Genomic DNA, 19,120 nt, shown 5'->3' on the forward strand with positions numbered 1-19,120 from the left:
GTACGCGTGGTGCGGACGTGGTGCAGAACCTACGGGTGTGAACCTATGGCCCCGGTCACGCCGCGACCAGCACGTCGGCGTCCTTGACCTTGGCGGTGGACTTCAGCAGGACCACCAGGGCGGCGGCCACGGCCACGCCGGCGGCCAGCGACACGATGAAGCCGAGCACGCCGTCGACGGCGAAGAGCACGAAGATCCCGCCGTGCGGGGCGCGCAGGCTGACGCCGAAGAGTTGGGAGAGCCCGCCGGTGACCGCGCTGCCGACCATGATCGAGGGGATGACCCGCAGCGGGTCGGCCGCGGCGAACGGGATGGCGCCCTCGGTGATGAACGAGGCGCCGAGCAGCCAGCCGGCCTTGCCGCTCTCCTTCTCGGGGGCCGAGAAGAGTCGGGGGCGGATGACGGTGGCCAGGGCCAGCGCGATCGGCGGGACCATCCCGGCCAGCATCACCGCGGCCATCACCCGCAGCTCGGGGGCGTCGGTGGCGGTCGCGGCGGCGGACAGGCCGGTGGTGGCGAAGGCGTAGGCGGTCTTGTTCAGCGGGCCGCCCATGTCGAAGGCCATCATCAGGCCGAGGACCACCCCGAGCAGGACCGAGAGGCCGGGGCGCTCGCCCATGTAGGTCAGGCCGTCGCTGAGCCCGGTGGTGAGGGCCTGCAGCGGCTGGGCCAGGACGACGAGCATCACGAAGCCGGCCAGGAGGACCGTGAGCAGCGGGATCACCAGCACCGGCATCAGCCCGCGCGCCCAGGCCGGGATCGACCAGCCGGCGATCCACTTGGCGATGAGCCCGGCGAGCACGCCGCCGATGATGCCGCCGATGAAGCCGGAACCGGTGGTGACGGCGATGGCGCCCATCACGAAGCCGGGCGCGATGCCCGGGCGGTCGGCGATCGCGTAGGCGATGTAACCGGCCAGGGCAGGGACGAGGAACCCGAACGCGGCCTGGCCGAGGACGATCAGCAGCGAGGCGAGGTAGGTGAACAAGGCCCCGTTCTGCAGGCTCGTGCCGTTGGGCATCTCGGTGTAGGCCGCGGGGTCCGGCAGGTTGAAGAGGCTGTTGTTGAGGGCGACGTCGCTGGCGATCGGGACGACCGCCCCGTCCTTGGTGGCGCTGAAGACGATCTCGTACCCGCCGAGAAGGAAGCCGAGGGCGATCAGCAGGCCGCCGGCGGCGACGAACGGGATCATGTAGGAGACACCGGTCATCAGCACCCGGCGCACGGTGCCGCCGAAGCTCTCTCCGGCGCTGCCGCGGTCCTCGCCGCCGCTGCCGGCCGCACCCTCGACCCGCGAGGCGTGCGGGTCGTCGGCGACGCGCAGGGCCTCGGCGATCATGGCGTCACCCTCGTCGATCGGGCGCTTGACACCCGAGGAGACCAGCGGCTTGCCCGCGAAGCGGGACCGGTCGCGGACCCCGACGTCGACGGCGAAGATGACGGCGTCGGCCGCGGCGATGACGCCGGGGGCCAGCGGCTTGGAGCCGGCCGAGCCCTGGGTCTCGACCGCCAGCTCGACCCCGGCACGCTCGGCGGCGGCCTCGAGGGCCTCGGCGGCCATGTAGGTGTGGGCGATGCCGGTCGGGCAGGCGGTGACCGCGACCAGGCGGCGGCGGGCGCCGCCCGCAGCGGCCGGCGCCGCGGCAGCAGGAGCAGCGGCGGCCGGAGCCGCGGCAGGGGCGGCGGGGGAGTCCCCGACGACCTCGCTGATCAGCCGGACGACCTCCTCGCGCGTGGTGGCCGTGCGCAGGGCGTGGGTGAAGTCCGGCTTGACCAGCGACCGCGCGAGCGCGGTGAGCAGCGTCAGGTGGGTGGCGTCGCCGCCGGCCGGGGCCGCGATCAGGAAGGCCAGGGTGGCCGGGCCGTCCTTGGCGCCGAAGTCGACCGGCGGCTCGAGGCGGGCGAAGGCCAGCGTCGGGACCTCCACGCCGGCGGTCCGGCAGTGCGGGATCGCGATCCCGCCGGGCAGGCCCGTGGACGAGGTGGCCTCGCGGGCGAGGGCGTCCTCGACGAGCTGGCCGGCGTCGGTGGCCCGGCCGGCCTCGTCGACGACGGCCGCGAGGGCGCGGATCACGTCGTGCTTGTCCGAGCCGAGTGCGGCGTCGAGCCGCACCAGGTCGGTGGTGATCAAGTCGGTCATGCTCTCGCTCCAGGGTGGTCGTGCAGCGGTGAGACCCGTACGCGACCGGGGTCGACGTGGGAGGGCTCCGGGATGGTGGTGCCGGGGAGTCCGGCGGCCGCGCTGCCGTAGGCGACGGCGAGCGCGAGTCGGTGGGCGGGGGGTTCCCCGCGGAGGTCGGCCAGGACGTAGCCGAAGAGGCTGGAGTCGCCGGCGCCGACGGTGCTGACGACCTCGGTCGGCGGAGGAGCCGCGTGCCAGGCGCCCTCGGGCGTCACCAGGACGGCACCGCCGGCGCCGAGCGTGGCCAGGACGGCCCCGACCCCCTGGTCGAGCAGGACCCGGGCGGCCGCGGCGGCCGCGGCCGGGTCGGCCTCGATCGCGACGGGGTCGCCGCCGGTGAGCGAGGCCAGCTCCTCGCCGTTGGGCTTCATCAGGTCCGGGCAGCCGGCCGGGTCGCCGTCGAAGGCGTCGACGAGCGCGCGCAGCGGGGCCTCGCTGGTGTCGACGGCCACGCGGGCCGAGGTGCCGTGCAGCGCGCGGGTGAGCTCGGCGTACCAGCCCTCGGGCGCGCCGGGCGGCAGCGAGCCCGCCAGCACCACCCAGGCGGCGCCGGCGGCCCGGGAGACCAGGACGTCGCGCAGCCGTGCCGCGGCGGCGTCGTCCAGGTGCGGGCCGGGGCTGTTGAGCTTGGTGGTGGTCCCGTCCGGCTCGCTGATGGTGAGGTTGACCCGGGGCGGCCCGGACGTCGGGACGGCCTCGCAGGCGATCCCGGCGGCGTGGAGCTGGCGGACGAACGGGTCGTCGGTGTCCGCGGGGATGACCGCGAGCGTCGCCTCGCCGGCGGCGACGGCGGCCCGGGAGATGTTCACGCCCTTGCCACCGGCCTGGGAGATGACGGCCTCGACACGCTGCACGCCGCCGCGGCGCAGGGCGCCGGACAGCGTCAGCGTGCGGTCGGTGCTGGGGTTGGCGGTGAGGGTGAGGATCACGCGACCACCACCTCCACGCCGGCGTGCTCGAGGTCGGTCCGGTCGTCCGACGACAGGGCGTCGTCGGTCACCAGGACGTCGACCTGGGCCAGGGTGGCGAAGCGCACGGTGCTCTCCTCTCCGATCTTGCTGGCGTCGGCGAGCACCACGACCTGGCGTGCCGCCCCGACGAGGGCTCGTTTGGTGGCGGCCTCCTCCACGTCGGGCGTGGAGAGGCCGTGCAGCAGGGAGATGCCGTTCGTGCCCAGGAACACGACGTCGGCGCGCAGCCGGCCCAGGGACTCGACGGTGTCCGGGCCGACCGCGGCCTGCGTGGTCTCGCGGACCGTGCCGGGCAGCAGGTGCAGCTCGACGCCGGGCAGGCCGATCAGGCGGGCGGCCAGCGGCACGGCGTGGGTCCAGACCTTCAGGCGGTGTCCCGGGGTCATCAGGGCGGCCAGCCGCCCGGTCGTGGTGCCGGCGTCGATGAGCACGGTGGCCCCGGGCCGGGGGAGCAGGGCGAGGGCGGCCGCGGCGATGCGGTCCTTGGCCTCGGCGTGCGCCCGGTCGCGGTCGCCGAGCGCCGGCTCGATCACGGGCAGGGCGTGGGCGGGCACCGCACCGCCGTGGACGCGGCGGACCAGGCCCAGGCGCTCCAGCGTGCTGAGGTCACGGCGGATGGTCTCGGTGGTCACGTCGTACTCCGAGGCGAGCACGGCCACCGACAACCGGCCGCGGTCGGAGACGAGTCGGGCCATGGCCTGCTGGCGTTCCTCGGCGTACATTCCTCGTCACCTCCCGGACACGTGGTCGTGATCTGCGTATGTGTTGTTTTAGTTGGTATTCATGTGGACTGTCAAGGGTCCGCGGCCCTAGGATGTGAGCATGGTCACCAGCGACACCGTCACCGACACCCCTTCCGACACCCGCTCCCTGCTCCGCGGCGCGCCCGTGGTGCCCGGCGCCGCCTACGGCCCCGTGGTGCTCGTCCAGGACGACGTTCCGGCCGAGGCGGTCGCCGCCTTCGGCGACGGCGGACTTGCCGACGACGAGGCCGCGCTGGGGGCCTACGACGACGCGGTCGCGGCGGTGGCGACCGGGTACGAGACCAAGGCCGGACGTGCCTCCGGCGCCGCCACCGAGGTCCTCGTGGCCAGCGCCGGCCTGGCCCGGGACAAGGGGATGCGCAAGGCCGTACGCCGCCGGCTCGCCGAGGACGACCTCGTCACCGCGGTGCGGGGCGCGGTGACGGAGTTCGTGGAGAAGTTCGAGGCGGTGGGCGGGCTGATGGCCGAGCGGACCACCGACCTGCGCGACATCGAGAAGCGGCTGGTGGCGCGGATCGTCGGCGCCCCCGAGCCCGGGGTCACCGACCCGGGCACGCCGTCGGTCGTGGTGGCCGACGACCTCGCCCCGGCCGACACCGCCGGTCTCGACCCGCGCACCGTGCTCGCGCTGGTCACCGAGCGGGGCGGGCCCACCAGCCACACCGCGATCATCGCCCGCCAGCTCGGGATCCCCTGCGTCGTCGGGGTCGGCGGCGCCACCGGGCTGACCACCGGCGCGCACGTCCTGGTCGACGCGACCGCTGGCACGGTGGACCCCGACCCGGACCCCGACGAGGCCCGCGCGATGGTCGAGCGTGCCCGCGAGGACCGGGCCCGCGCCGAGGCGTGGAACGGGCCCGGCGCCACCGCCGACGGCACCGCGGTGAAGCTCCTGGCCAACGTCGCCGACGGCGAGAGCGCCCGCGGTGCGCAGGGGCAGCCCGTCGAGGGCGTGGGGCTGTTCCGCACCGAGCTGTGCTTCCTGGGCCGCGCCGAGGAGCCGACCGTGGAGGAGCAGACCGCGATCTACCGCGAGGTGCTCGACGCCTTCGCCGGCCGCCAGGTCGTGCTCCGCACCCTCGACGCCGGCTCCGACAAGCCGCTGGCCTTCGCCACGCTCCCGGGCGAGGACAACCCCGCGCTCGGCGTGCGCGGGCTGCGGCTCTCCTTCGACGACCCCGGTCTGCTCGAGCGTCAGCTCGACGCGGTGGCCGCCGCCGCGCAGCAGGCCGGCGTCCAGGTGCAGGTGATGGCGCCGATGGTGGCCACCGTCGCCGAGGCCGCCGCGTTCGCCGCCCAGGTCCGCGAGCGCGGCCTGGTGGCGGGGATCATGGTCGAGGTGCCGGCGATCGCGCTGCTGGCCGACCAGGTGCTCGAGCACGTCGACTTCCTCTCGATCGGCACCAACGACCTCACGCAGTACGCGATGGCGGCCGACCGGATGGCCACCCAGCTGGCCCACCTGACCGACCCGTGGCAGCCGGCGGTGCTGAAGCTGGTCGCCATGACGGCCGAGGCCGGACGGCGGGCCGGCAAGCCGGTCGGCGTCTGCGGCGAGGCCGCTGCCGACCCGCTGCTGGCGTGCGTCCTCGTCGGCCTGGGCGTGACCTCGCTGTCGATGGCCGCGGCCGCGGTCCGGTCGGTGGGTGCGCGGCTGGCCACGACCTCCGACGACCAGTGCGCCCGGGCGGCGCAGGCGGCGCTGGGCGCGCTCGACCCGGCCGCGGCACGCGAGGCCGTCCTCGCGGTGCTGGCCTGAGCCGGGTCGCCCACCGGGTGAGGTCGACCCGGCGGCCGGCTGGCTAGATTGCGCGGTCACCGGTCGGCGTCCCCGACCTCCCCGCACCACCTGGAGGCTCCTCGATGGGTTACGGACTCGGCGTCTTCCTGCTCGCTCTCGGCCTGATCCTGGTCTTCGCCGTCAACGAGGTGCAGGTCGGCCCGGTCGAGGTGATCACCTTCGGCTGGATCCTCGCGGGGACGGGCGTGCTGGTCATCGTGCTGACCGCCGTCACGACGCCGAGGCGTACGCCCCGGGCCTGACCGCGCGTCGGGCCCCGTCCGACCTGCGCTGAGTTGGGCCGCGGGCGCCGCCCTTGCTAGTCTTCACCGGTTGGCCCGCCCGTCGCCCCGCGACGGAACCGGGCCCGGGCGCGATCCTGTGCCCGTCGTACCCCAGCCGTCAGACGGCCGCGGATCCAGAGTGCCCGGGTGGACCTGCCCCGGCGCGCCGCGCAACGAGCCGAAGGAGAACCCGAGTGTCGATCGGAACCGACGCGGAGACCAAGAAGAAGATCATCGCCGAGTACGCCACGACCGAGGGCGACACCGGTTCGCCCGAGGTCCAGATCGCGTTGCTCAGCTTCCGCATCTCCCACCTCACCGAGCACCTCAAGACCCACAAGCACGACCACCACAGCCGTCGTGGTCTGCTGCTGCTCGTCGGCCAGCGCCGGCGGCTGCTGAACTACCTGCGCAAGACCGAGATCGACCGCTACCGCTCGATCGTCGAGCGCCTCGGCCTGCGCCGCTGACTCGTGAAGGGCCCACCTCGGTGGGCCCTTCCGTGCTTTCCCGGCACACCGCGAGCAGCACCCCGCACGACCAGCGACAAGTCCAGGAGCGGCCCCGAGCCGACCGGGCCCGGTCCTCGGTAGTGACCAGCAGGACCCCGCCTCGCGCGGGCCGCCTGCGGTCTCGATCGAAGACCGGCCACCTCGAAGGACGAGGTCCCGCCCCGTTTCGGGCGGACGCCCGCGGCCGCTCCGCGAACAGTGAGGAACCACCAGACACATGACCTACGCAGAGCCCACCATCTCGGCCGTCGAGACCGTGATCGACAACGGCAAGCACGGCCGCCGCACCGTCAAGTTCGAGACCGGGCTGCTGGCCCGGCAGGCCGCCGGATCGGTGACCGCCTACCTCGACGACGAGACCATGCTGCTGTCGGCGACGACCGCCGGCAAGCACCCCAAGGACCACCTCGACTTCTTCCCCCTCACGATCGACGTGGAGGAGCGGATGTACGCCGTCGGGCAGATCCCCGGCTCGTTCTTCCGCAGCGAGGGGCGTCCCGGCGAGGACGCGATCCTCACCTGCCGCCTGATCGACCGCCCGCTGCGCCCGACCTTCAAGAAGGGCCTGCGCACCGAGGTCCAGGTCGTCATCACCGTCATGGCGCTCGACCCGGAGATGCCCTACGACGTGCTGGCCATCAACGCCGCGTCGCTGTCCACCCAGCTGTCCGGCCTGCCGTTCTCCGGCCCCGTCGGCGGCACCCGTGTCGCGCTGATCGACGGCCAGTGGGTGGCGTTCCCGACCCACAGCCAGCTCGAGAGCGCCGTGTTCGACATGGTCGTCGCGGGCCGGGTCACCGAGTCCGGCGACGTCGCGATCATGATGGTCGAGGCCGAGGCCACCGAGCAGACCTTCGAGCTCGTCCGCTCCGGTGCCCAGGCCCCCACCGAGGAGATCGTGGCCCAGGGCCTCGACGCCGCGAAGCCGTTCATCAAGCAGCTGTGCGAGGCCCAGGCCGAGCTGGCCAAGGAGGCCGCCAAGCCGGTCGCCGACTTCCCGGTCTTCCTGGACTTCGAGGACGACGTCTACGCCGCGGTCGAGGCCGCGGTCAAGGGTGACGTCGCCCAGGCGCTGACCATCGCCGACAAGCAGGACCGCGAGTCGCGCACCGACGAGATCAAGGCGGCGCTGCTCGAGAAGATCGGCGGCGACTTCGAGGGTCGCGAGAAGGAGATCGGCGCCGCGTTCCGTGCGCTGAACAAGTCCTCCATGCGCGAGCGCGTGCTGCGCGACCAGGTCCGCATGGACGGCCGCGGCCTCGCCGACATCCGTCCGCTGCACTCCGAGGTCGGGGTCATCCCGCGCGTGCACGGCTCGGCGCTGTTCGAGCGCGGCGAGACCCAGATCCTGGGTGTCACCACGCTGAACATGCTGACGCTGGAGCAGAAGCTCGACACGCTGTCGCCGGAGAAGTCGCGGCGCTACATGCACAAGTACGTCTTCCCGCCGTTCTCCACCGGTGAGACCGGTCGCGTGGGCTCGCCCAAGCGCCGCGAGGTCGGCCACGGCGCCCTGGCGCGTCGCGCCTTGCTGCCGGTGCTGCCCTCGCGCGAGGAGTTCCCGTACGCCATCCGCCAGCTGTCCGAGGCGATGGGCTCCAACGGGTCCACCTCGATGGGCTCGGTCTGCGCCTCGACCATGTCGCTGCTCCAGGCCGGCGTGCCGCTCAAGGCGCCCGTCGCGGGCATCGCGATGGGCCTCATCTCCGGCGAGGTCGACGGCAAGACCCAGTACGTCGCGCTGACCGACATCCTCGGTGCCGAGGACGCCTTCGGCGACATGGACTTCAAGGTCGCCGGCACCCGTGAGTTCGTCACGGCCCTCCAGCTCGACACCAAGCTCGACGGGATCCCCGCCGAGGTCCTGGGTGCTGCGCTGAACCAGGCCAAGGACGCCCGCCTGGCGATCCTCGACGTCATGAACGAGGCGATCGCCGAGCCCGAGGAGATGTCGCTGCACGCGCCGCGCATCATCACCGTGCGCATCCCGGTCGACAAGATCGGCGAGGTGATCGGGCCCAAGGGCAAGGTCATCAACCAGATCCAGGACGACACCGGCGCGAGCCTGTCGATCGAGGACGACGGCACCATCTACATCGGCGCCACCAACGGCGAGGCCGCCGAGATGGCCCGCCAGGCCGTCAACGCGATCGCCAACCCGACGATGCCCGAGGTCGGCGAGCGCTACCTCGGCACCGTGGTGAAGACGACCAACTTCGGCGCCTTCGTCTCGCTGCTGCCCGGCAAGGACGGCCTGCTGCACATCAGCAAGCTGCGCGGCCTGGCCGGTGGCAAGCGCGTCGAGGCCGTCGAGGACGTCGTGTCGGTGGGCCAGAAGGTCCAGGTCGAGATCGCCGAGATCGACGACCGCGGCAAGCTCTCGCTGATCCCGGTCGTGGACGAGTCCGCCGAGGGTGGCGCGGACGACGCCGAGGCCGAGGAGGCCTGAGCCCGTGGGGGAGACCCCGCCGCAGCGTGCGACCCGCCCTCCCCGGGACCCTCGTGGTCCCGGGGAGGGCGGGTCGCCGCCGCTGCGGCCCGGGACGACGCAGACCCTCCTGACCGAGCGTGACGCGCTCGGCCGGGTGACCTCGACGGTGCGGCGCACGCTGCTGCCTGCGGGCCTGCGGGTCGTCACCGAGGAGATGGCCGGGGCCCGCTCGGCCAGCGTCGGCGTCTGGGTCGGCGTCGGCTCCCGTGACGAGACCGCCGCCGAGCACGGCAGCTCGCACTTCCTGGAGCACCTGCTGTTCAAGGGCACCGCGGAGCGCTCCGCGCTCGACATCTCGGTCCAGCTCGACGCCGTGGGCGGCGAGCTTAACGCCTTCACGGCCAAGGAGTACACCTGCTTCCACGCCCGCGTGCTGGGCGAGGACCTCGACCTCGCGGTCGACGTGCTCGGTGACATGGTCACCGGCTCGCTGCTCGACGCCCACGAGGTCGAGGCCGAGCGGGACGTCATCCTCGACGAGATCGCGATGCACGAGGACGACCCCGACGACGTCGTCCACGAGCTGCTCTCCGAGGTCGCCTTCGGGGCCGACACGCCCCTGGGGCGCTCCATCGCCGGCACGGAGGCCTCGATCCAGGCCCAGACCCGGGACGGCATCGTCGACTTCCTGGGCCGGCACTACCGGCCCGGGCAGATGGTCGTCTCGGCCGCCGGGGCGCTCGACCACGACCACGTGGTCGCCGAGGTCGAGCGGGCCTTCGGCCGCGGCGGGTTCCTCGACGGCGTCGCGGGCCCGGCGGCGCCGCGCTCGAGCGACGTCGTCGTCCCGGTCCGGGCCGGCCAGGCGCGGCTGAGCCGCTCCTTCGAGCAGGCCAACGTGGTGCTCGCGGTGGAGGGGATGACCCGGCACGACCCGGACCGCTACGCCCTCGGCGTGCTGAACACCGCGCTCGGCGGCGGCACCTCGAGCCGGCTGTTCCAGGAGGTCCGCGAGCGGCGGGGGCTGGCGTACTCGGTGTTCTCCTTCTCCTCCCACCACGCCGACACCGGCCTGGTGGGCGTCAGCGTGGGGTGCCTGCCGGACCGTCTCGACGAGGTGCTGGCGACCGTCCGCGGTGAGCTGGCGAAGGTCGCCGCCGACGGCCTGGACGCCGCCGAGCTGGCGCTGGGCCAGGGCCAGCTGCGCGGGGGACTGGTGCTCGGCCTCGAGGACCCCGCGTCGCGGATGCACCGCCTCGGCAAGTCCGAGCTGGTCCACCACGAGCTGCTCGGGGTGGACGACGTGCTCGAGCGGGTCGCGGCGGTCACGCTGGAGGACGTACGGCGGGTCGCGGCGCAGGTGCTCGTCCGCCCCGAGGTGCTCGCCGTCGTCGGACCCGGCTGAGGGGTCGCCCCGTCGGGGTCGTCGGCGTCGGGCTCAGCGCCGGCCGATGATCCCGACCACGGCGGGCTGCGTGCTCTTCAGCGCGGAGACGCGGAAGCCGCCCTTCTCGAGCGAGGCCCCTGCCTGCGCGATCATCTGGGGGACCTGGTCCTCACGCGCCGCGTCGTAGAACAAGCCGACCACGCCTCCGGGGCGGAGCCGGTCGTGGAGCAGCGCGACCTCGTCGACGCACTCGCGCACCCAGAACAGGTTGACGTTGAACGCGAAGACCTTGCTGAGGCGCTTGACCGGCACCCGCAGGGTCGCGAGGTCGATCTGGCGGACCGTGAGCCGCTTGTCCTCGATGGCCGCGGCGTTGCGGCGCTTGGTCCGGTCGACGCCGGACTCCGAGCGGTCGATCGCGAAGAGCCGGCCCTGGCCGGGCTCGAGCCGGCTGCAGATCAGCTCGGCGGCCGCGCCCGGTCCGCACCCGATCTCGAGGACCTTGTCGTCGGGCTTGATGTCGACGAGGTCCACCGCCCACCGGATGCGCGCCGGGATCTGGTCCACCACCATGGGCCACAGCCTGCCAGAACCCCGGGCGCTAGGTTGGCAGGCGTGGCAGCAGCGACCCCCGTGACCTCGGAGAACCCCTCGTCCGACCCGGTGCCCGACCGGTCCGCGGCCCCCTTCGCGTCGGTGTGCTGGGCGCCCACGGACGCCTCGGCACCGCCATCGTCGACGCCGTCGAGCGTGCGGACGGCCTGCTGCTCGTGGCGCGCCTCGGGCGCGGCGACGCGCTGGAGGGGCTGCTCGGCGACGGTCCGGGCACCGGTGCGCAGGTCGTCGTCGACGTCACCCACCCCGACGTCGTGATGGACCACCTCCGCTTCTGCTGCGACCACGGGCTGCACGCCGTCGTCGGCACCACCGGGTTCGACGACGACCGCCTCGCGACCCTGCGCGGCTGGCTGGAGGAGCGGCCCGACCTCGGCGTGGTGCTGGCCCCGAACTTCTCGATCGGGGCCGTGCTGATGATGCGGCTGGCGACGCTGGCGGCGCCGTTCTTCGAGTCGGTCGAGGTCGTCGAGCTGCACCACCCCGACAAGGCCGACGCCCCCTCCGGCACGGCCCGCCGCACCGCCGAGCTCGTGGCGCAGGCCCGGGAGCGGGCCGGCTGCGCCCCCGCGCCCGACGCGACCACCACCGCGCTGCCCGGCGCCCGCGGCGCCGACGTGGCCGGCGTCCCGGTCCACTCCGTACGTCTGCGCGGCCTGGTCGCCCACCAGGAGGTGCTGCTCGGGGGGCTGGGGGAGACCCTGCAGATCCGCCACGACTCCTACGACCGGGCCTCCTTCGGCCCGGGGGCGGTGGCGGCCGTGCGGGCGGTCGTCGACCGCCCGGGGCTGACGGTCGGTCTGGAGCACGTGCTCGACCTCCCCTGACCGGGCCCGGTGGCCGAGGCGGCGCCGGCCCCGGTGGTCACCGCGCCCGACCCGATGCTCGACGCGCAGCGCAGGTGCAGGCGGTCATGTCGCTCGACGTGTGATCTTCACCCACCAGGTGCACGCACATCACACATCGACCCACCGCGACCGGTCTCGCTGCGCTCGCTCCTCGACCACGGGGGCCCGGGCGCTCGCTCCTCGGGCGCCGGCCGCGGCGAACCACGTGAGGCGCGGTTCGCCGCCCGCTGCGGAACTCTGCAGGTCGTTGCACTGCACAACCCTGCGCCGCCGTAGCGCTGGGGGGGACCGGGCAGGTCTGCGACGGTCGGAGCACAGGCGTCTCCCGACCGGGCGCCCGCCGTCTGCCGAAGGGTCCGTCATGCGCACCACCCCGTCCCGCCCCCTGGGCCTCGCCGTCGCCGCCGTCGCCGCGACCGGCGCCCTGGGCCTCTCCGTCCTCCAGGCCGCCGCCTCCGCCCCCTCCGCCGGGCCCTCCTCAGCAGCCGCCGACGAGGCGCTCGTACGCTCCGCCGTCGCCGCCCTGACCGCCCACCCCGGGGCCGCCCGGGTCCCGGGTAACGCCGCCCGGGGGAGGGGTGCGCAGGAGCTGCGGGCCACCGACACCGTGGTCGACGCGGACGGCACCAGCCACGTGCGCCTCGAGCGCACCTACGCCGGGCTGCCGGTGCGCGGCGGCGACGTCGTGGTGCACCAGGGGCCCGGGGCCGCCTGGGAGGGTGTGAGCCAGACCTTGGAGGACGACCTGGCGCTCGCCACCGACCCGCAGGTGGCCCCGGCGGCCGCCGCGCGGCGGGTGCTGGGCGCCGCGTCGCTGAGCAAGGGCATCCAGGGGTTCGCCACCCAGGGCGGCCCCGAGCTGGTCGTCGAGGCGTACGGCCCGTCCCCGCGCCTGGCCTGGGAGGTCACCACCACCGGGCGGCAGGCCGACGGCACCCCGAGCCGGGCCACCACCTCGGTCGACGCCCTCACCGGTGCGGTGCTCCGCTCCGAGGAGCACGTGCAGACCGTCGACGGGGACGGCCGGTCGCTCTACTCCGGCTCGGTCCCGCTGGACGTGACGGCGACCGGCGCCGGGTTCGAGCTGCGCGACCAGACCCGTGGGGGCACCTCCACGGTCGACGTCGCCAACAAGACCGACTCGGCCCTGTGCGGGTTGATGGGGCTCGGCTGCGCCACCGGTCCCGTCGTGTCCAGCACCGACGCCGTCTTCGGCGACGGGACCGCCGCCGACCGGCAGTCCGCCGCCGTGGACGCCCAGCACGGCACCGACACGACCTGGGACTACTTCCTCGACGTCCACGACCGCGAGGGGATCTTCGGCGACGGCACCGGGTCGGTCAACCGGGTCCACTACGGCAAGGACTACGTCAACGCCTTCTGGGACGGCGAGAAGATGACCTACGGCGACGGTGACGGCCAGAGCTACGGTCCGCTGGTCTCCCTCGACGTGGCCGGGCACGAGATGACGCACGGGGTCACGGAGAACACCGCGAACCTGACCTACTCCGGTGAGTCGGGAGGCCTCAACGAGGCCACCTCGGACATCTTCGGCACGATGGTCGAGTTCTACGCCGGCAACGCCGAGGACCCGGGCGACTACCTGATCGGCGAGGAGTTCGACCTGGCCCGCGGCGAGGGCCTGCGTCGGATGGACGACCCGATCTCCGACGGCAGCTCCCCGAACTGCTACTCGGCGAACACCAAGAACCTCGACGTGCACTACTCCTCGGGCGTGGGCAACCACTTCTTCTACCTGCTCGCCGAGGGGTCGGGGGCCAGGCAGATCAACGGCGTCGCGCACTCCTCCACGACCTGCGACGGCTCCACGCTGGCGGGCATCGGGCGCGACGCCGCGCAGCGGATCTGGTTCCGGGCGCTGTCGGTCTACATGACCTCGGGCACCGACTACGCCGGCGCCCGGACCACCACCCTGCAGGCCGCCTCCGACCTGTACGGCGCGGACAGTGCCGAGCGGGCCGCCGTGGGCGCGGCCTGGACCGCGGTGGGCGTGGGCTGACCCGGCCCGGGGCCGTGGCCCCACGGACGACGGACGCCGGCACTCGGGGAGTGCCGGCGTCCGTCTCGTGCGGGTGGTGCGTGCTGGTGGGGGTGCTGCTCAGGGCTCGATGGTGACCTTGATGGCCTCGCCGCGCTGGACGATGCCGAAGGCGTCGAGCGCCCGCTCGAGCGGGATGTGCTCGGTGATCAGGTCCTTGACCGGCACCTGGCCGGTCGAGATGTACTCCAGGGCCCGCTTGTTGTGCTCGGGAGCGGAGCCGTTGGCGCCGTGGATGTGCAGCTGGCGGTAGTGCACGACGTTGGAGTCGCAGGTGATCGTGGGGTCGGTCTTCGGCAGCCCGCCGAAGAACGAGATCCGGCCGTTGCGGGCGGCCATCGCGATGGCCTGCTCCTGGGTGACGTTGGCGGCGGTCGCGGTGATGACGACGTCCGCGCCGCGGCCGCCGGTCAGCTCCATGACCCGCTCGACCACGTCGACCTCGGCGCCGTTGATGGTCTCCTCGGGCGAGACCGCGTCGGCCGACATCTTCAGCCGCTCGGCGTTGACGTCGACGAGGTAGACCGGGCCGGCCTTGTGGACGCCGCGGGCGATCCGGATGTGCATGCAGCCGATCGGGCCGGCGCCGAAGACGACGACCGTGTCGCCCTCCTCGATGCCGAGCAGCTCCTGGGCGTTGATCGCGCAGGCGAACGGCTCGGCGGCCGAGGCCTCGTCGAAGCCCACGTTGTCGGGGATCCGGTTCAGGCCGTCGACCTTGAGCACCTGCTTCGGCACGATCATGAACTCGGCGAAGCCGCCGTCGTACTGGTAGCCGACCGAGGTCTGGTTCTGGCAGACCGCCATCCAGCCCTTGCGGCACTCGTGGCAGTCCCCGCACGGGACGGCCGCGATCACCTGGGCGCGGTCGCCGACCTCCCACGAGGAGCCGTACGTCGTGTTGACGTCGGCGCCGACCTCGACGACCTCGCCGGCGATCTCGTGACCGATCGTGCGCGGGGGAGTGAGGTTCTGGTGGCCGTTGTGCAGGATCTTGACGTCGGTCCCGCAGGTCGAGCAGTTGCGCACGCGCAGCTTGACCTCGTCCGGGCCGCACTCCGGCTCCGGGACGTCCTCGAGCCGGATGTCCTCGGGGGCGTAGAAACGCAGGGCCTTCATCTGTCCTCCTGGTGCTGCATCGGGTGTGTCGCCAGTCACTGTATCGGCGCGGGCCGCGGATTCCGATACCCGGTTGCGTTGTTGTCGCACCCGTTCATGTGGCATTGGAACCCTTGACCGGGGCCGTGACGTGTATTACAAAGGCATTCACACATCCGTGACCGCTGTCACAGCGGCTTGCGGATCGGTCGACGCCGGCCTGGGCCGGCCCTAGCAGGAGGGGTCTGGGATGGCCACCACCACCAGCGCGAGCCCGTACCACGCGGCTGACTCACCATCGGAGAACGGCGGCGGTGGGGGCGGCGTCCGGCTGCGCGTCCAGCGCTTCGGCACGTTCCTGTCCAACATGGTCCTGCCCAACATCGGGGCCTTCATCGCCTGGGGCCTGATCACGGCCCTGTTCATCGAGACCGGGTGGATCACCCTGATCGGCGACGCCCTCGGGTACGGCGGCGGCTACGGCTTCGTCGAGGACCTCGGCGCCTGGGGCTCCGGTGCCGACGGCACGGGGATCGTCGGCCCGATGATCACCTACCTGCTGCCGCTGCTGATCGGCTACACCGGCGGCCGGATGATGTACGACGACAACCTGCGCGGTGGCGTCGTCGGCGCCATCGCGACGATGGGGGCCATCACCGGCGCCGACGTGCCGATGTTCCTCGGCGCGATGATCATGGGCCCGCTCGGCGGCTGGTCGATGAAGAAGTTGGACGCCCTGTGGTCGCACAAGATCCGACCCGGTTTCGAGATGCTGGTCAACAACTTCTCCGCCGGGATCTGGGGTGGCTTCCTGGCCATCCTCGGCTTCGTCATCGCCGGCCCGCTCGTGACGCAGTTCAGCAACGGCGCGTCGCGGATCATCGACCTGCTGGTCGAGAACAACCTGCTGCCGCTGACCTCGATCTTCATCGAGCCGGCCAAGGTGCTGTTCCTCAACAACGCCGTCAACCAGGGCATCCTGACCCCGCTGGGCACCTCGGAGGCGCAGGACGCCGGCCAGTCCATCCTGTTCCTGCTCGAGGCCAACCCCGGCCCCGGCCTCGGCCTCCTGCTGGCCTTCACCTTCTTCGGCAAGGGCGCGGCCAAGGCCTCCGCCCCCGGGGCGATCGTGATCCAGTTCGTCGGCGGCATCCACGAGATCTACTTCCCGTACGTGCTGGCCAAGCCGAAGCTGATCCTCGCCGTCATCGCGGGCGGCATGGCCGGCATCGCCACCAACCTGGTCTTCGGCTCCGGCCTGCGCTCGCCGGCCTCCCCGGGCTCGATCATCGCCGTCTGGGCCGCCGCGCCTCCGAGCAGCCTGCTCGGCGTCACCGCCTCCGTGGTGGCCGCCGCCGGCGTCTCGTTCCTGGTCGCCTCGTTCCTGCTCAAGCTGGACCGTTCCGACGACGACGGCGACCTGACCGCCGCCACCGCGGCGATGGAGGCCCGCAAGGGCAAGAAGTCGTCGGTCGCCGGCAACCTGACCGGGGCCGCCGCGGAGCGCACCGGGGCGATCCGCTCGATCGTCTTCGCCTGCGACGCCGGCATGGGGTCCTCGGCGATGGGCGCCTCGGTGCTGCGCAAGAAGGTCCAGGGCGCCGGGTTCACCGACGTCACCGTGGTGAACAAGGCGATCTCGAACCTGAGGGACGACGCCGACCTGGTGGTCACCCACCAGGACCTCACCGCCCGTGCCCAGCAGCGCACGCCGTCGGCCACGCACGTCTCGGTCGACAACTTCATGGCCAGCCCGCGCTACGACGAGATCGTCGAGCTGCTCCAGCAGACCAACGCCCCCGACCGGGAGCCGGCCATGGCCGGTGCCGCCGCGGGCGGCGGGACGGCGGAGGCCGCGACTGGCGGTGCCGGTGACGGGCTGCTGGCCACGGAGGCGATCGTCCTGGACGGTCGCGGGTCCACCCGCGACGAGGCCATCACTCAGGCCGGGGAGCTGCTGGTGGGCACCGGGGCGGTCGACCAGGCCTACGCCGACGCCATGCACGAGCGGGAGACCTCGGTGTCGACCTACATGGGCAACCGGCTGGCGCTGCCGCACGGCACGAACGAGGCCAAGTCGGCCATCCACCGCACGGCGCTGTCCTTCGTCCGCTACCCGCAGGGGATCCAGTGGAAGGGCAAGGACGTCACCTTCGTGATCGGTGTCGCCGGTGCCGGGGACGACCACCTGAAGCTGCTGGGCAAGATCGCCGAGGTGTTCCTCGACGAGTCCCAGGTCGCCCGGCTCGAGGCCGCGACGACCCCGCAGGAGGTCCAGCAGATCCTGGGCTCGGTCAGCGTCTGAGCACCAGCACCACCACCCGTACGAGGCCCGCACCCCCGACCCGGGGAGCGGGCCTCGTCCGCGTCCGCGGCCGGCCCGGAGTCGGCCGGCGGCCGGCCGCGTCGCTGTAACGCTGTGTTACATCGTCAGGTGCGGCGTCGTGGCGCTGCGCCAGGTGCAGTAACACAGCGTTACAGCTGCCTGCCCCGGCCGGGTCCGGCCGCCGAGCCGCACGCGGCGCGCGGCGGGCGCGGCCCGGCGGAGGTCAGCCCAGCAGCCGGAGCACGGCGGCCAGGGCGGCGGCCCCGACCACCACGACCAGGAACGGCGCCCCGCGCCACAGCAGCAGCGCCGCCAGCCCGAGCGCCGGCAGCCGGGCGTCCACGACGAGCGCGCCAGCGCCGCCCAGCACCTGGACGGCCACGAGGGCCGAGAGCAGCGCCACGGGCAGCAGGAGGGCGGTCCGCGCCACCACCGGGTGCGCCAGCAGCGACGCCGGGACCGACAGGCCCAGCAGCTTGAGGAGGTAGCAGCCCACCGAGGCCCCGAGGACCGCCAGCCAGGTCACGGCGACGGCGCTCACGTCGCCGCACCCCGCGGCGCCGCCGCGCCCCGCGGTGCGAGGAGGCCGCCCAGCACCGCCACCCCGACGGCGGCGAGCACCGGCACCCCGGCCGGGGTGGCCGGGACCAGGGCGAGGGCCAGCGCCGCCGCGCCCGCCGCGACCGCGAGGGCCCGTCGGCCGCGCACCTGCGGCCAGACCAGGGCCAGGAAGGCGGCGCCGACCGCGGCGTCCAGGCCGAGCCGCCGAGGGTCCCCGAGCGCGGACCCGGCGAGCGCCCCGGCCAGGGTGGCGGCGTTCCACAGCACGAGCACCGAGACACCGGTGGCGGCGAACCCCAGCCGGGCGGCCGGCCGCGACGAGGCGTGCGCCAGCCCGACGGCCGTCGACTCGTCGATCAGCACGTGGGCCGCCGCGGCCCGACGGGCCCCGCGCCAGCCGAGCAGCGCGCCCATCCGGACGCCGTAGAACGCGTTGCGGGTGCCGAGCAGGACCGCGGTCGCCGCGCCCGCGAACGGCGAGCCGCCCGCGGCGAGCACGCCCACCAGCGCGAACTGCGAGGCGCCGGTGAACATCAGCAGCGACAGCGCGCAGGTCTGCGCGACCGAGAGCCCGGCGGCCACGCTCACCGCGCCGAACGAGACGCCGTACGCCCCGGTGGCGACCCCGACGCCGAGCGCCTGTCGCAGCACCGCCCGACGCTGGTCGGGAGCGAGCGCGTCCACCGGCTCAGGCCAGGGCGGTGTGCAGGCGTACCTGCTTGGCGCGCACGCCGCCGGGGCCCTCGAGCTCCCGGTGGGCCTGGTCCGGCGCCCACCCGGCCTCGGTGAGGAAGCGACGGCGTACGTCGTCCTCGGCGCGCAGCCAGGTCACGGCGCGTGTGAAGCGGTCGGCCACGAGGGTGTCGGCGGCGGCCTGGAGCAGCCGGGAGCCGTGGCCGAGGCGGCGGTCGTCGGGCGCGACGCAGATCTCGAGCAGCTCGCCGTCCGCGACGGGGTCGCAGTCGGGGTCGGTGCCCGGCGCGGTCACGGCGAACCCGACGACGCGGTTGCGCTCCAGCGCGACCAGGACGCGGTTGCGGGCGTCGCCCGGGCTCACCATCGAGGTGCGCCACACCTCGGCGGCGCGCTCCTCGACCTCGGGCCCCGACGGGACGTCGGCGGGGTCGACGAGACCGGCGTACTGCTCGGGCCAGGTGGCCACCTGGACGCGGGCGACGGCCGCGGCGTCGTCGGCCCACGCCACGCGCACGGAGACGTCGGCGGTCGGACCGGTTCCCTGGGCAGCCATGACCGCATCGTCGCAGCCGTGCCCCGGCCGCGTCGCGGGGGGACGCAGGGGTG

Annotated in this window: 16 protein-coding genes; 8 read left to right on the forward strand and 8 right to left on the reverse strand. The window is 73.6% G+C overall.

Annotated elements, in window-relative coordinates; genetic code table 11:
- Window positions 1-55: 55 nt before the first annotated feature.
- From ENKNEFLB_RS07300 to ENKNEFLB_RS07310, 3 genes are read right to left on the reverse strand one after another with little or no spacing between them, the layout of a single operon-like run.
- Window positions 56-2,140, reverse strand: coding sequence for a PTS fructose transporter subunit IIABC (locus ENKNEFLB_RS07300; RefSeq protein ID WP_214058582.1), 2,085 nt, complete (start codon window positions 2,138-2,140; stop codon window positions 56-58).
- The gene (locus ENKNEFLB_RS07305) at window positions 2,137-3,111 is read right to left on the reverse strand and encodes a 1-phosphofructokinase family hexose kinase (RefSeq protein WP_214058583.1); all 975 of its coding nucleotides are present in this window, start codon (window positions 3,109-3,111) and stop codon (window positions 2,137-2,139) included. Before ENKNEFLB_RS07305 ends, ENKNEFLB_RS07300 begins: the two co-directional genes overlap by 4 nt.
- A complete protein-coding gene (locus ENKNEFLB_RS07310; protein ID WP_214058584.1) occupies window positions 3,108-3,875 on the reverse strand; it encodes a DeoR/GlpR family DNA-binding transcription regulator in 768 nt (255 codons plus the stop codon). The genes ENKNEFLB_RS07305 and ENKNEFLB_RS07310 overlap by 4 nt, the downstream gene beginning before the upstream one ends.
- A 100-nt stretch (window positions 3,876-3,975) precedes the next feature.
- On the opposite strand from ENKNEFLB_RS07310, the gene ptsP reads away from it, so the two are divergent.
- The 5 genes from ptsP to ENKNEFLB_RS07335 all read left to right on the forward strand — a co-directional run bounded on the left by ptsP (window position 3,976) and on the right by ENKNEFLB_RS07335 (window position 10,329).
- Entirely contained in the window at window positions 3,976-5,676 is a 1,701-nt protein-coding gene (gene ptsP, locus ENKNEFLB_RS07315) for a phosphoenolpyruvate--protein phosphotransferase (RefSeq protein ID WP_214058585.1), read from the forward strand.
- 104 nt (window positions 5,677-5,780) lie between these two features.
- Window positions 5,781-5,960 carry a DUF6458 family protein gene (locus ENKNEFLB_RS07320; RefSeq protein ID WP_214058586.1) on the forward strand — a complete coding sequence of 60 codons (180 nt, stop codon included), beginning with the start codon at window positions 5,781-5,783 and terminating at the stop codon, window positions 5,958-5,960.
- A gap of 215 nt (window positions 5,961-6,175) precedes the next feature.
- Window positions 6,176-6,451: a 30S ribosomal protein S15 gene (gene rpsO / locus ENKNEFLB_RS07325; RefSeq protein WP_246535892.1), complete on the forward strand. Its 276-nt coding sequence runs from the start codon at window positions 6,176-6,178 to the stop codon at window positions 6,449-6,451.
- A gap of 259 nt (window positions 6,452-6,710) precedes the next feature.
- The gene (locus ENKNEFLB_RS07330; protein ID WP_214058587.1) at window positions 6,711-8,942 is read left to right on the forward strand and encodes a polyribonucleotide nucleotidyltransferase; all 2,232 of its coding nucleotides are present in this window, start codon (window positions 6,711-6,713) and stop codon (window positions 8,940-8,942) included.
- A gap of 4 nt (window positions 8,943-8,946) precedes the next feature.
- The gene (locus tag ENKNEFLB_RS07335) at window positions 8,947-10,329 is read left to right on the forward strand and encodes a M16 family metallopeptidase (RefSeq protein WP_214058588.1); all 1,383 of its coding nucleotides are present in this window, start codon (window positions 8,947-8,949) and stop codon (window positions 10,327-10,329) included.
- Between the two features lie 33 nt (window positions 10,330-10,362).
- Here the strand turns inward: ENKNEFLB_RS07335 and ENKNEFLB_RS07340 are convergent, their stop codons facing one another.
- On the reverse strand, window positions 10,363-10,884 hold the full coding sequence (locus ENKNEFLB_RS07340) for a class I SAM-dependent methyltransferase (RefSeq protein WP_214058589.1): 522 nt from the start codon (window positions 10,882-10,884) through the stop codon (window positions 10,363-10,365).
- 125 nt (window positions 10,885-11,009) lie between these two features.
- Here ENKNEFLB_RS07340 and dapB point away from each other — a divergent pair, with 125 nt between their 5' ends.
- The gene (gene dapB / locus ENKNEFLB_RS07345) at window positions 11,010-11,753 is read left to right on the forward strand and encodes a 4-hydroxy-tetrahydrodipicolinate reductase (protein ID WP_214058590.1); all 744 of its coding nucleotides are present in this window, start codon (window positions 11,010-11,012) and stop codon (window positions 11,751-11,753) included.
- Window positions 11,754-12,135: 382 nt separating this feature from the next.
- The gene (locus ENKNEFLB_RS07350) at window positions 12,136-13,794 is read left to right on the forward strand and encodes a M4 family metallopeptidase (protein ID WP_214058591.1); all 1,659 of its coding nucleotides are present in this window, start codon (window positions 12,136-12,138) and stop codon (window positions 13,792-13,794) included.
- A 99-nt stretch (window positions 13,795-13,893) separates the two neighbouring features.
- On the opposite strand, the gene ENKNEFLB_RS07355 is transcribed toward ENKNEFLB_RS07350, so the two are convergent.
- A complete protein-coding gene (locus tag ENKNEFLB_RS07355) occupies window positions 13,894-14,952 on the reverse strand; it encodes a zinc-dependent dehydrogenase (protein WP_214058592.1) in 1,059 nt (352 codons plus the stop codon).
- Window positions 14,953-15,181: 229 nt separating this feature from the next.
- Here ENKNEFLB_RS07355 and ENKNEFLB_RS07360 point away from each other — a divergent pair, with 229 nt between their 5' ends.
- The gene (locus ENKNEFLB_RS07360) at window positions 15,182-17,236 is read left to right on the forward strand and encodes a PTS mannitol transporter subunit IICBA (protein WP_214058593.1); all 2,055 of its coding nucleotides are present in this window, start codon (window positions 15,182-15,184) and stop codon (window positions 17,234-17,236) included.
- A gap of 244 nt (window positions 17,237-17,480) precedes the next feature.
- Here the strand turns inward: ENKNEFLB_RS07360 and ENKNEFLB_RS07365 are convergent, their stop codons facing one another.
- The 3 genes from ENKNEFLB_RS07365 to ENKNEFLB_RS07375 are packed head-to-tail and all read right to left on the reverse strand — an operon-like array spanning window position 17,481 to window position 19,067.
- Entirely contained in the window at window positions 17,481-17,798 is a 318-nt protein-coding gene (locus ENKNEFLB_RS07365) for an AzlD domain-containing protein (protein WP_246535893.1), read from the reverse strand.
- Entirely contained in the window at window positions 17,795-18,502 is a 708-nt protein-coding gene (locus tag ENKNEFLB_RS07370; RefSeq protein WP_214058594.1) for an AzlC family ABC transporter permease, read from the reverse strand. The genes ENKNEFLB_RS07365 and ENKNEFLB_RS07370 overlap by 4 nt, the downstream gene beginning before the upstream one ends.
- A gap of 4 nt (window positions 18,503-18,506) precedes the next feature.
- Window positions 18,507-19,067: a GNAT family N-acetyltransferase gene (locus tag ENKNEFLB_RS07375; RefSeq protein WP_214058595.1), complete on the reverse strand. Its 561-nt coding sequence runs from the start codon at window positions 19,065-19,067 to the stop codon at window positions 18,507-18,509.
- Window positions 19,068-19,120 lie beyond the last annotated feature (53 nt).

The organism is Nocardioides aquaticus, assembly GCF_018459925.1.
In the GTDB taxonomy this organism is placed as follows: domain Bacteria; phylum Actinomycetota; class Actinomycetes; order Propionibacteriales; family Nocardioidaceae; genus Nocardioides; species Nocardioides aquaticus.

Excerpts from the sequence above, each read along its gene's own strand:
- ENKNEFLB_RS07300 (WP_214058582.1), bottom strand. The coding sequence starts at position 2,140 with ATGACCGACTTGATCACCACCGACCTGGTGCGGCTCGACGCCGCACTC.
- ENKNEFLB_RS07310 (WP_214058584.1), bottom strand. The coding sequence starts at position 3,875 with ATGTACGCCGAGGAACGCCAGCAGGCCATGGCCCGACTCGTCTCCGAC.
- ptsP (WP_214058585.1), top strand. The coding sequence starts at position 3,976 with ATGGTCACCAGCGACACCGTCACCGACACCCCTTCCGACACCCGCTCC.
- ENKNEFLB_RS07320 (WP_214058586.1), top strand. The coding sequence starts at position 5,781 with ATGGGTTACGGACTCGGCGTCTTCCTGCTCGCTCTCGGCCTGATCCTG.
- ENKNEFLB_RS07330 (WP_214058587.1), top strand. The coding sequence starts at position 6,711 with ATGACCTACGCAGAGCCCACCATCTCGGCCGTCGAGACCGTGATCGAC.
- ENKNEFLB_RS07340 (WP_214058589.1), bottom strand. The coding sequence starts at position 10,884 with ATGGTGGTGGACCAGATCCCGGCGCGCATCCGGTGGGCGGTGGACCTC.
- ENKNEFLB_RS07350 (WP_214058591.1), top strand. The coding sequence starts at position 12,136 with ATGCGCACCACCCCGTCCCGCCCCCTGGGCCTCGCCGTCGCCGCCGTC.
- ENKNEFLB_RS07355 (WP_214058592.1), bottom strand. The coding sequence starts at position 14,952 with ATGAAGGCCCTGCGTTTCTACGCCCCCGAGGACATCCGGCTCGAGGAC.
- ENKNEFLB_RS07360 (WP_214058593.1), top strand. The coding sequence starts at position 15,182 with ATGGCCACCACCACCAGCGCGAGCCCGTACCACGCGGCTGACTCACCA.
- ENKNEFLB_RS07375 (WP_214058595.1), bottom strand. The coding sequence starts at position 19,067 with ATGGCTGCCCAGGGAACCGGTCCGACCGCCGACGTCTCCGTGCGCGTG.